Source organism: Jannaschia seosinensis, assembly GCF_001408515.1.
GTDB classification, from domain to species: Bacteria; Pseudomonadota; Alphaproteobacteria; order Rhodobacterales; family Rhodobacteraceae; genus Jannaschia; species Jannaschia seosinensis.
Map to the genome: position 1 here is coordinate 1 of NZ_CYPR01000223.1, position 10,514 is coordinate 10,514.

At 64.5% G+C, this 10,514-nt stretch carries 12 protein-coding genes; 8 read left to right on the forward strand and 4 right to left on the reverse strand.

The genetic code is table 11. The features are described 5' to 3' along the window. Nucleotides 1-250 precede the first annotated feature (250 nt). Nucleotides 251-1,135 (forward strand): GT-B fold glycosyltransferase domain-containing protein, encoded by an 885-nt coding sequence (locus JSE7799_RS16550; RefSeq protein ID WP_055664586.1) that lies wholly within the window; start codon nt 251-253, stop codon nt 1,133-1,135. On the opposite strand, the gene JSE7799_RS22360 is transcribed toward JSE7799_RS16550, so the two are convergent. Then, a complete protein-coding gene (locus tag JSE7799_RS22360; RefSeq protein WP_083480656.1) occupies nt 1,132-1,845 on the reverse strand; it encodes an ArsR/SmtB family transcription factor in 714 nt (237 codons plus the stop codon). The genes JSE7799_RS16550 and JSE7799_RS22360 overlap by 4 nt on opposite strands. 194 nt (nt 1,846-2,039) lie before the next feature. Here JSE7799_RS22360 and JSE7799_RS16560 point away from each other — a divergent pair, with 194 nt between their 5' ends. After that, nucleotides 2,040-2,687, forward strand: a complete 648-nt coding sequence (locus tag JSE7799_RS16560; RefSeq protein WP_055664587.1) for an ATP-dependent Clp protease proteolytic subunit — start codon at nt 2,040-2,042, stop codon at nt 2,685-2,687. 211 nt (nt 2,688-2,898) lie between these two features. Further along, complete coding sequence (gene clpX / locus JSE7799_RS16565; protein ID WP_055664588.1) at nt 2,899-4,167, forward strand: ATP-dependent Clp protease ATP-binding subunit ClpX; 1,269 nt, start codon at nt 2,899-2,901, stop codon at nt 4,165-4,167. 73 nt (nt 4,168-4,240) lie between these two features. Here the strand turns inward: clpX and JSE7799_RS16570 are convergent, their stop codons facing one another. Together JSE7799_RS16570 and JSE7799_RS21430 are read right to left on the reverse strand one after the other, a co-directional pair. Further along, on the reverse strand, nt 4,241-4,678 hold the full coding sequence (locus JSE7799_RS16570; RefSeq protein WP_083480657.1) for an SPW repeat domain-containing protein: 438 nt from the start codon (nt 4,676-4,678) through the stop codon (nt 4,241-4,243). Between the two features lie 180 nt (nt 4,679-4,858). Continuing rightward, nucleotides 4,859-4,996, reverse strand: coding sequence for a hypothetical protein (locus JSE7799_RS21430; protein ID WP_222101797.1), 138 nt, complete (start codon nt 4,994-4,996; stop codon nt 4,859-4,861). Nucleotides 4,997-5,507: 511 nt separating this feature from the next. Here JSE7799_RS21430 and JSE7799_RS16575 point away from each other — a divergent pair. Genes JSE7799_RS16575 through JSE7799_RS16595 form a run of 5 tightly spaced genes read left to right on the forward strand, consistent with a single transcriptional unit; the run spans nt 5,508 to nt 10,026 of the window. Beyond that, nucleotides 5,508-6,266: an SPOR domain-containing protein gene (locus tag JSE7799_RS16575; RefSeq protein WP_222101798.1), complete on the forward strand. Its 759-nt coding sequence runs from the start codon at nt 5,508-5,510 to the stop codon at nt 6,264-6,266. 46 nt (nt 6,267-6,312) lie between these two features. Beyond that, a complete protein-coding gene (locus JSE7799_RS16580; RefSeq protein ID WP_055664591.1) occupies nt 6,313-7,485 on the forward strand; it encodes a D-alanyl-D-alanine carboxypeptidase family protein in 1,173 nt (390 codons plus the stop codon). Nucleotides 7,486-7,535: 50 nt separating this feature from the next. Further along, nucleotides 7,536-8,132: a dTMP kinase gene (tmk, locus tag JSE7799_RS16585; protein ID WP_055664592.1), complete on the forward strand. Its 597-nt coding sequence runs from the start codon at nt 7,536-7,538 to the stop codon at nt 8,130-8,132. Then, nucleotides 8,129-9,190, forward strand: a complete 1,062-nt coding sequence (locus JSE7799_RS16590; RefSeq protein ID WP_083480658.1) for a DNA polymerase III subunit delta' — start codon at nt 8,129-8,131, stop codon at nt 9,188-9,190. The genes tmk and JSE7799_RS16590 overlap by 4 nt, the downstream gene beginning before the upstream one ends. A gap of 50 nt (nt 9,191-9,240) precedes the next feature. After that, nucleotides 9,241-10,026: a TatD family hydrolase gene (locus tag JSE7799_RS16595; RefSeq protein ID WP_055664594.1), complete on the forward strand. Its 786-nt coding sequence runs from the start codon at nt 9,241-9,243 to the stop codon at nt 10,024-10,026. Between the two features lie 29 nt (nt 10,027-10,055). Here JSE7799_RS16595 and JSE7799_RS16600 read toward each other — a convergent pair. After that, nucleotides 10,056-10,514, reverse strand: a 459-nt coding sequence (locus JSE7799_RS16600) for an integrase core domain-containing protein (RefSeq protein ID WP_144431774.1), incomplete at its 5' end; no start/stop codon positions are given.

The following is a 10,514-nucleotide window of genomic DNA, read 5'->3' on the forward strand; positions in this document are numbered from 1 at the left end:
TCTGCATCGCCAGCTCGAAAGCCCGCGCGAACACCGATGCGATCTCGCCGGGCCCGTGCTCGATCAACTGTTCCAAGACCGCCTCAAGCGCCGTATCCTTCCGCCTGTCCATTCGTTCTTCTCCATGGTTGTGTTGCAAATCCATGGAATACCAGAATGGGCAGCTCGTGCTGGGGGGCGCCCCAGCACGAGCTCACGCCCCGCGTCTCAAGCGAATTTCCAGACCTGAGGGTACAGTACCCCCGGCCGCTTGATCGTCGCGGAACCGCAGCCGGGGCCTCTGTGGCCGGACGATCCGCGAATTCCAGACAGCGCGCAGCGCAACCTCCTGCAATCGCTCGATGCCGAGATCGCGCCTTTCGAGAATCGGCACTTCGGAAGCGCCTATTCCTACGGCAACAAGATCGAGGCTCTGGCGGCAATGCCCGCCGGGCCGTTCGTGTTCTTCGACACAGATACAGTAATCACGGCGGAATTGGCCGATATTGTCATCGACTTCACCCGCCCCTCTGCGTCGATGAAACGTGAGGGAACGTGGCCGCAGGTCGACCTTTACGGACCCAATTTCAACGACATGTGGGGCGTTCTTCATGAACGGCGCGGCGGGCGGCTGGCGGATACGCTCGACACGAGATGGCCCGACAATCACTGGCGCCGCTATCTTTATTTCAACGCGGGCTGGTTTTTGGGCGACGACCCGCAGGCGTTTTACCGTGCCTTTCGCGATGCGGCGCTGATGATCCGTGATGACCCGCCGGACGAGATCGTTACGCAGGAGCTCGACCCTTGGCTCGACCAAGCCGCGCTGCCGCTGGTCATCCATGAGCTGAACGGAGGACGGCCTGGCGACCGAGGCGGTGTGGCCGATGGCATCTTCGACGGCAGCCATTCGTTCCATTACCGCCACGTTTCGCTGATGTACGCGACCGCACCCGACGATGTCATCGCGGCCGTCGAAGCCGCGGCGGCTCCGAACAGGATCAAGAAAGTCCTGAAGGAGCACGAGCCCTTCCGGCGCTTCATCTACCAGCCGAAGGGTACCAAGGCCCGCGCACTTTTTGACCGCGACGACCTCCCACGCAAGGAGCAGGCGATCCGCAACCTGTTGAAGCGCAAAGGCCTGTGGATGCGCTAGAAGTTGGACAGGCTGGAATTCGCGGCTGCGGAGAAACGCTCCAGAACCGCATCCCAGAGTTCCCCCGTTGCCTCGGACTCGTCGTGGAGCATGAGACGGCTTCCGCCCTGCTCTGCTTGCGTCCAGAGCGTGACCGTCGAGGGGGTCGGTATGCCGAGATGCCAATCGAGGACAAGGCGCGTCGGTGCCGAGATCTCACGCACCGTGGCCCAATCCCCGGTCGAGCCGTCGAACAACACCTCGCGGAGTGCGCCGCCCGGCCGCGCATCCAGGGTGATGACCTGCGGAAGAGCGCCCTCGGAACGCGCCGAGAGCGACACGCGCGCGACGGGCCACCAGATAGCGATGTCCTCGCAGAAAAGCTGCCACGCTTCGGCGGGTGTCAACCGTGTTGAGAGGCCGCGAGTCAGGCCCGGAAGATCGGGGACCTCCTCATCTTCCGATTTGCCGGACAAAAACAGGGCACTCAGCCATTCCACCAACGGCGCCGCCCCCGCCCCGGCCAGCGCGTAAAGGTTCCGCGTCCCCTGTGAACGCACCGACACAAGCCCCGCATCGCGCAGCACGCGCAGATGTTGCGATACGGCGGGCCGGGAGACCGGCAAGGCATCCGCGATGCGGCCGACGGGCATCGGACCGTCGCGCAAACGCTCCAGGACGGCACGGCGGGTCGGGTCGGCGAGCGCCGTCAGGATTGCGTCATGGGACATGGCGCGGGTATTGTCGCCATATGCGCGACGGTCAACGCCGCAAACGCGCCATGGCACCGGCGCGGCGTGTCTTTGCCGCGGGCTCTAGTCACGGGGCCGGCCACCGCGCCTTGAAGCCCCTCGACCGGACACATAATGTCCCCAACCGGAGGTTCCGCCAACCGCGCGGCACCACACAGGCGAAGGGCAGACAGATGCGCGATCCAGTCGATCATTTCCAGAACAACCTCGTGCCGATGGTGGTCGAGCAGACCTCTCGCGGGGAGCGGGCCTACGACATTTTCTCGCGCCTCCTGAAGGAGCGGATCGTGTTTGTGAACGGCCCCGTCCATGACGGCATGAGCCAACTCGTGGTCGCGCAGCTTCTGCATCTGGAGGCGGAGAATCCGTCGAAGGAAATCAGCATGTACATCAACTCCCCCGGCGGCAGCGTCGTGGCGGGCATGAGCATCTACGATACGATGCAATACATTCGCCCCGCCGTCAGCACGCTCGTCTGCGGAATGGCGGCGTCGATGGGGTCGGTCATTTCCGTGGGCGGCGAAAAGGGAATGCGGTTCTCGCTGCCGAACTCGGAGGTTCTGGTGCACCAGCCGTCGGGCGGATCGCAGGGTACGGCGGCCGATATCCTGATCTCGGCCAAGCATATCGAGCAGACGCGTGAGCGTATCTACCAACTCTACATGAAGCATACTGGGCAGGACTACGACACGGTGCAGAAGGCGCTCGACCGCGATCTGTGGATGACGCCGCAGGAAGCGAAGGATTGGGGGCATATCGACGAGATCGTCGAGAACCGCGGCGATGCCTCCACGCCGGACGATCCCACCACCAAGGCCTGACGCGGGCTTCGGGTGCGTATCGGCCGCCGGAAAAGCGCTTGGCGGCCGATGCGACCTGCACGATAGCGCGAGGTAAGGCGGGGATTTTGCCATTGTGGCCCCCGGACGATCCGCCTAGGTTCGGGGCGATATCGGATTTACGAAAGCGGCGGAGCGAGGGTGCTCCGCGGTCAGCGGCAACGGGCTAGCCGCACGGACCTAGGAGGCGACGATGGCCAACAACTCGAATTCCGGCGACAGCAAAAACACGCTCTATTGCAGCTTTTGCGGCAAATCGCAGCATGAGGTGCGCAAGCTGATCGCAGGGCCGACGGTGTTCATCTGCGACGAATGCGTCGAATTGTGCATGGACATCATCCGCGAAGAAACCAAGCAGGCGGGTCTGAAGACCGCCGAAGGTACGCCGACCCCGCGCGAAATCTGCAAGGTTCTCGACGATTACGTGATCGGTCAGGAACACGCCAAGCGCGTTCTGTCGGTTGCCGTGCACAACCACTACAAGCGGCTCGACAACTCCGCCAAGTCGGACATCGAATTGGCCAAGTCGAACATCCTGCTGATCGGCCCGACGGGTTGCGGCAAGACGCTTCTGGCCCAGACGCTGGCGCGCATCCTGGACGTGCCCTTCACAATGGCCGATGCCACCACGCTGACCGAAGCCGGATATGTGGGCGAGGATGTCGAGAACATCATTCTCAAGCTGCTTCAGGCATCGGAATACAACGTCGAGCGGGCGCAGCGCGGCATCGTCTATATCGACGAGGTCGACAAGATCACCCGCAAGTCGGACAATCCATCGATCACCCGCGATGTATCGGGCGAAGGCGTGCAGCAGGCGCTTCTGAAGATCATGGAGGGCACCGTCGCCTCCGTGCCGCCGCAGGGCGGGCGCAAGCATCCTCAGCAGGAGTTCCTGCAGGTCGACACGACCAACATCCTGTTTGTCTGCGGAGGCGCGTTTGCCGGTCTCGACCGGATCATCGCGCAGCGTGGCAAAGGGTCAGCCATGGGCTTCGGGGCCGACGTGAAAGCGCCGGACGAGGTGACCATCGGCGAAGCATTCAAGGAATTGGAGCCCGAGGATCTGCTGAAGTTCGGTCTGATCCCGGAATTCGTCGGGCGCCTGCCCGTGATCGCCACGCTGACCGATCTCGATCAAGAAGCGCTCGTCATCATCCTGACGCAGCCGAAGAACGCGCTTGTGAAGCAGTATCAGCGGTTGTTCGAACTTGAAGGTGCGCGTCTGACGTTCACTGAGGACGCCCTGACCGGAATTGCCAAGCGTGCGATCGAGCGGAAGACCGGCGCCCGCGGCCTTCGGTCCATCATGGAAGACATCCTGCTCGACACGATGTTCGAGTTGCCGGGAATGGATACGGTCGAGGAAGTTGTTGTGAACGAGGAGGCAGTGCGCCGGGAGGTAAAGCCGCTCCTGATCCACTCCGACGACACGAAGAATCAGTCCGCCTCAGCCGGCTGACACCTTTCTTCGCTCCAGTATTGCATGACAAAGACGGGCAATTCTGCCCGCCTTTTCCGTTTCGGCAAACGACTCAGCGAATTGCGGCTGCGCGACGTGCGGCGAGCGCACTCCCAAGTCCTGTGATGATCAGAAGCGCCCCGACGACAATGTCGTTCCAGTACGCGGCGACCTCGTAAGGCAACAGGAAGAACGGCGCGAAAAGGAGCCAAAACCCGACACCGGCATTCGTGTAGCTGGCGCCGACATTCTCAAGAGGCTTGGTGTATCGCAAAATACCGAGGCCAAGCACGATGATGCCGCAAACAACATCGTTCCACAGCGCACCCGCCGTGTCGTAGCCAAGCAAAAACGGCGCAAGGATCAACCATGCCCCGAGACCCGCGCTAAACGCTGCCATGTGCTTTGCCGTACTCGGATCGGCACGATGGACGGCTGCGCCGCCCGGAGGCGGCACCTGTTCCCTCTCGGCGCCGCGCGGATTAGGTGGTGTTGTACGGCGTTCAGCCATGGTCGCTCTCCCTGTTGGTTAACAAACCAAACCAAGTTAGTGGAGGCGATGTTCCCCATCAGGCCGCAATTCGCCTGCAGGATCGGGTGCCGGGTGGGCGATGTGGGAGCGTGAACTGGGAGGTTTTCTCGCCTCTTGGGGCTTCTCCTGGGGGCGCATCGTCGCCTCCGAGGTGTCGCGTCACGTCGGGTGCGCTCTCGGATCGAGGACGCCGAAACGCGGCAGATAGTTAAAGGCATCAACTTCGAAGATCCGATCAGACAGATCGAGACGCTGAAACTCGTGCAACTGGACATGAGCATGCAGCGCCAGGTCCACGATCCTGCAACGGGTTCAGGGCGCAGCGCGCCCGCGTTTGCCATAATTTACGAGCCCGAAAGCCAGATGCGGCGGCAAGACCGCACGCCGACGTCGCCAGTTGGAAGGTCGAGAATCGAGAGCCTCGGTGCGGCGACGCCCGCACATGAGACACTGCGGCCACATCGCCGGTCTCGACGGGCTTTCCACAGGCCGCTCTTTGCCCTACGACTTTTCCACAAGGCAGGTTCGGCCAACGGACCGCCAAGCGGCAAAGCAGCACGGGGCTAAGACAGTGCGACAGGCAATCGACGGGGCGCGTGCGCCTTATTTCTCGCGTGTTATCACTTTGATCGCGCTGATTGCGCTCGTCTCCGCATGCCAGCCAAGCGACGGCGACGGGCGCGCGACGCGGGTGGGCGCAAAAGCGGGGGCCGTATCCCTTCAGGGGCAAGACGTCGAGGCTCCTGAAATCTTTGAGGCGTCCAAAGCCGCACTCTGGGACGGACGGCCATCGCTTGGCGGCGTCTGGGTGGCGGCACCTAATGTACGCGACCCCGAGCGCGTCGTGATCCGGAACCCTGCAAACGGCGCGGAGGTAATCGGCGCCCTCTTCAAGCGGGAGCGCGAGATGGCCGGCCCCGACCTTCAGCTCAGTTCCGAAGCCGCACTGGCGCTCGGCGTTCTGGCCGGGGCGCCGACCGAACTCGAAGTCGTCGCGCTTCGCCGCGAGGAGGCACCTGCTGACGTGACATCGTCGGCCGAAAGACGTGTCGATGCGCTCGAAGACGTGCCCCCACAGGGCGTCGCCGTCACGGAATCTGAAGAAGCCACTTTGGCCGAAAGCGATCTTCCGATGATCGTCCCGGCCGAAATGCCGCGGCGACAGGGAGGGTTTTTCGCCCGCATCTTCGGGCGGGGCCGCGCGCCCACGGGTACCGCAACGACAGAGGCCTCCTTGCCTGCGACGCCGGAAGGGTCCTTCGTGACAGAAGGCGCAACCATACCCGCGATTGCGCAGGACGCGCCGGCCCCCGAATCGGCACCTGCCGCGCCCATAAGCAGCACGTATATCCAAGTCGCCACGTTCAAATCCAAACAGAATGCGGAGGCCGCGGGCGAGCGCGTCTCGGCGGCGGGCCTCTCCTCCCGCGTCGTCTCTCAGGTGAGCAACGGGGAGCAGTTCTGGCGCATCCTCGTCGGCCCGGTTGCGGATCGGGCGAATGGAGCGGAAATTATTCGCAAAGTTGGCGATCTTGGCTTCGGCGACGCTTTCGTCGTCGATGGCTGACCCCATATAGACCCACACATCCCTGCAGCAGATCGGAGAAGCCATCATGCTCCGCAAGACGTTTCCGCCCCTGTTCGCCGCCCTCGTCTTCGCGTTTCCCGCACTTGCGCAGGGTTTCGAGACGACAGCGGGCTCGGCCGTCGTGGTCGACCACAATACCGGTCAGATCCTTCTTTCGAAAAACGCCGATGTTCCGTTGCCGCCGGCCTCGATGTCCAAGTTGATGACGCTGAACATGGTGTTTGAGGCGCTGGAGGATGGCCGCCTGACGCTCGAGACCGTCCTGCCCGTCAGCGTCGAAGCCGCAAGCTATGGCGGCTCGACCATGTTCCTCGATTCCCGCGACCGGGTCACGGTCGAGGATCTGATCCGTGGCGTCGTCGTCCTGTCGGGCAATGACGCGACCGCCGTTCTCGCCGAGGCGCTGAGCCCGGACGGAACCGAGGCCGGTTTCGCCGACATGATGACTGCCCGCGCGCGTGAACTTGGGATGGAGAACTCTGTCTTTCGCAACTCCAACGGCTGGCCCGCGCCCGGTCACGTGATGTCGATGCGTGATCTCGCGCTTCTGGCCGAACGGCTGGTGACGGAGTTTCCACAGTACTATCCTTATTTCGCCGAGACGGAGTTCGCCTTCGACGGCCGCTCCCCGTCGAACCGCTTCAACCGCAACCCGTTGCTCAGCCTCGGTATCGGGGCCGACGGGCTCAAGACCGGCCATACACAGGAGGCGGGCTACGGTCTCGTCGGCTCCGCGGTGCAGGGCGATCGCCGTGTGACCTTCGTCTTGTCCGGTATAGAAACCGAAGCGGGGCGCGCGGAGGAAAGCGAGCGCATCGTCAACTGGGCCTTCCGCCAATTCGCCGAGGAGACGCTGTTCGAAGGTGGCGACGCACCGGTCATGGAGGCGGCAGTCTTCATGGGCGAGCGGGCGATGGTGCCGTTGATGCCGGCCGACAGTTTGACGGTGCTGCTGCCCGTGACCGGACGGCAGGCAATGAGCGGCGAGATCGTCTATGACGGCCCGGTCTCCGCGCCCGTCGCCGCGGGGACGCAGCTGGCCACGCTGACGCTGACGCATCCGGGGGTGCCGCCGATCGAGGTACCGCTCGTCGCCGCCGTGGACGTGCCGCGCGCCGGCCCGCTGCGCCGGGTGCAGATCGCGGGGATGCAGGTTGCGGGCGACCTGATCGGCCAAGCGATGGAACGGCTTGAATAAGCGCGGCGGGCCTGTTCCGCCTACCCGCTCCGCCTGCTAGAGCGGCCGCCATGTTCATCTCGTTCGAAGGCATCGACGGCTCCGGCAAGACCACGCAGGCCCGGCATCTTGCCGGGGTGCTGTCGGCACGCGGCCACGAAGTCGTCCTGACCCGGGAACCCGGCGGCAGCGATGGTGCCGAGGCGATCCGTCGTCTGCTGGTCGAGGGGGCAACCGACCGCTGGTCCCCGGAGACGGAGCTTCTGCTGTTCAACGCGGCTCGCCGGGACCATCTGGAGCGTGTCATCGAACCGGCCCGCGCGCGCGGAGCGTTCATCGTATCCGACCGCTTCGCCGACTCCACCCGCGTCTATCAGGGGGCGACACGCGGCGACCTGCGCCAACTGGTCGACCGGCTTCACACCCTCGTCATCGGGCGGGAGCCGGACCGGACTTTCGTGATCGACATGGATCCTGACGTGGCACTGACACGCGGCCTCGCCCGTCAATCCGGCGAGGACCGGTTCGAGGAGTTCGGGTTGCCGTTCCAGAACAAGCTGCGACAGGGGTTTCTTGCTTTGGCCCGCGACTTCCCAGACCGGATCCGCGTCATCGACGGCATGGCGGATCTCGCCACCGTCGCCGCCCGGGTCGAGGCCGCCCTGTGAGCGAGGACATTCCCGAAGCCGACCGGGCCCCGGACGCGCCCCATCCCCGAATGACGGATCGGTTGTTCGGCCAGGAAGCTGCGGAGCGGGCCTTTCTCGAGGCGTGGAATAGCGGCCGACCGCACCACGGTTGGCTGCTGACCGGGCCGAACGGCGTCGGCAAGGCGACGCTGGCTTGGCGGATCGCACGCTTCCTGCTGACCGATCCGCCCGCGCGGGCCGATACGCTCGACCCCACGCCCGGCCATCCTGCCCTGCCCCGTATCCGTGCCCTGTCGGAGCCGGGGCTGATGCTCCTGCGCCGCGGGTGGGACGACAAGGGCAAGAAGCTGGCCACCCAGATCACGGTGGACGAGGTGCGTCGCCTGGGCGGCTTCTTCGGCCTGTCTTCCGGGGGACGACGCGTGGTGATCGTGGATCCGGCCGACGATCTGAACCCGTCCGCCGCAAATGCCCTCCTGAAGCTCCTGGAGGAGCCGCCGACCGGTGCGACGCTGCTTCTTGTATCGCATCAGCCCGCCCGTCTGCTGCCCACCATCCGCTCCCGTTGCCGGGTCCTGCGGCTTGGCCCGCTCGGGCTCGATGCGCTGTCGGCAGCGGTCGAACAAGCCGGCGGCGACCCCGCGGCAATTACTCCTATGGCCGAAGGCTCGACCGGTGCAGCCCTTCGGCTCGCGCGCGGCGGGGCAGAGATTTACGATAAGGTCGCCGACCTCTTCGCGACGCCCAGCCTCGATCGTGGTGCGGCCCGCGCAATTGCCGATGCCTGCGCCGGCAAGGCGGGGACCGAGCGGCTTGAGGCCACGCTCGCCGCGTTGGACCGGCTGCTGCATCGTGCCGCACGAGCGGGTTTGATCGGCGTACCGCAGGATGCCGAGGGCGCGGAGGCCAAAGCTCTCGCCCGCCTTGCACCTCATGACGTGGCCGCCCGCGCCTGGGCGCGCATTGCGCAGGAAATCGACGATCGCGCCGCCCATGCCCGCGCCGTCAATGTCGATCCGACAGCCATCGTGTGGGATGCGCTCGCGCGCATCGACGCCCAGTCGCGCCGCGTCTGATCCGACGCCTCCGACTTGCGCAGCCCGGCCGCCCGGCCTAGCAGCGCCGCATGGAGCCACGTATCACAGACAGCCACTGCCACCTTGATTTCCCGCAATTCGAGGGTGAGCTTCCCAGCCTTCTAAGCCGCGCCGCCGACGCGGGCGTGCACCGAATGGTCACGATCTGCACCAAGCTGCGGCAGGCTCCGCAGGTCCGGGCGATCGCCGAGGCGCATGCCCCCGTCTTCTGGGCAGCCGGCACCCATCCGATGTCTGCCGCAGAGGAGCCGATGGCAACGGTCGAGGATCTTGTGACGCTGGCCGTCCATCCCAAGATGGTGGGAATTGGTGAAACTGGCCTCGACTACCATTACACCGCCGACACGAAGGCCGTGCAGCAGGAAAGCCTGCGCATCCACATCGAAGCCGCACGCCGGACCTCGCTGCCCTTGATCATCCACGCCCGCGACGCCGACGACGACATGGCACGTATCCTGACCGAAGAGCACCGCGCCGGAGCCTATGACTGCGTGATGCACTGCTTCTCCAGCGGAAGAGCGTTGGCCGAGGCGGCGCTGGATCTCGGCTTTTACCTATCCATGTCCGGCATTGCAGCATTTCCGCGGTCCGCCGACTTGCGCGCAATTTTCGCGAACGCCCCCCGCGACCGCATCCTGGTCGAGACGGACAGTCCCTACCTCGCCCCCCCGCCACATCGCGGCAAGCAAAACGAACCGGCTTTCGTCGCACATACGGCGCGCAAGGGGGCGGAGGCGCTTGGAATGGACTACGCCGAGTTCGCCGTGCAGACGGAACTCAACTTCAAGCGGCTGTTTCGGAAGGCGCGAACGTGAAAGCTAACTGGAAAAATATCGAATAGTAGCTATATGTCACATCCCGGAAGGTAGTATGGCTGTTTCTTGAACAGCTCTGGCTTGATTTTGTGCCAGTCCTTCATGGCCTGCAAGGGCGCCTTGCTGGCCAACGCTGATTGCGGGAGCTGCTGGTTGTAGAGCCAGACGTATCGGTGGAGCGTGATCTCCAGGTCCTCGCCTGATCGGAAATGGTGGCTCTGCAGGACCTCTTCGATCCGGCCGTTGAAGCGCTCGACCATTCCGTTGGTCTGCGGCGACTTCGGCGGGGTCAGGCGGTGGTCGATGTCGAGGGCGGCGCAAAGCGCGTCGAACGCGTGCTCTCCCGTGGCAGTCCGCTTGCGCAGGCCGAAAAGGCGGTCGGTGAACTCCTTGCCATTGTCGGTGAGAATGGTGCGGATGCGGAACGGGCAGGCGCGCTCCAGATCGCGCAGGAAGCGCCGTGCGTTGGCCGCGGTCTTTGCCGGGAA

Excerpts from the sequence above, each read along its gene's own strand:
- JSE7799_RS16580 (WP_055664591.1), top strand. The coding sequence starts at position 6,313 with ATGCTCCGCAAGACGTTTCCGCCCCTGTTCGCCGCCCTCGTCTTCGCG.
- clpX (WP_055664588.1), top strand. The coding sequence starts at position 2,899 with ATGGCCAACAACTCGAATTCCGGCGACAGCAAAAACACGCTCTATTGC.
- JSE7799_RS16570 (WP_083480657.1), bottom strand. The coding sequence starts at position 4,678 with ATGGCTGAACGCCGTACAACACCACCTAATCCGCGCGGCGCCGAGAGG.
- JSE7799_RS22360 (WP_083480656.1), bottom strand. The coding sequence starts at position 1,845 with ATGTCCCATGACGCAATCCTGACGGCGCTCGCCGACCCGACCCGCCGT.
- JSE7799_RS16595 (WP_055664594.1), top strand. The coding sequence starts at position 9,241 with ATGGAGCCACGTATCACAGACAGCCACTGCCACCTTGATTTCCCGCAA.
- tmk (WP_055664592.1), top strand. The coding sequence starts at position 7,536 with ATGTTCATCTCGTTCGAAGGCATCGACGGCTCCGGCAAGACCACGCAG.
- JSE7799_RS16560 (WP_055664587.1), top strand. The coding sequence starts at position 2,040 with ATGCGCGATCCAGTCGATCATTTCCAGAACAACCTCGTGCCGATGGTG.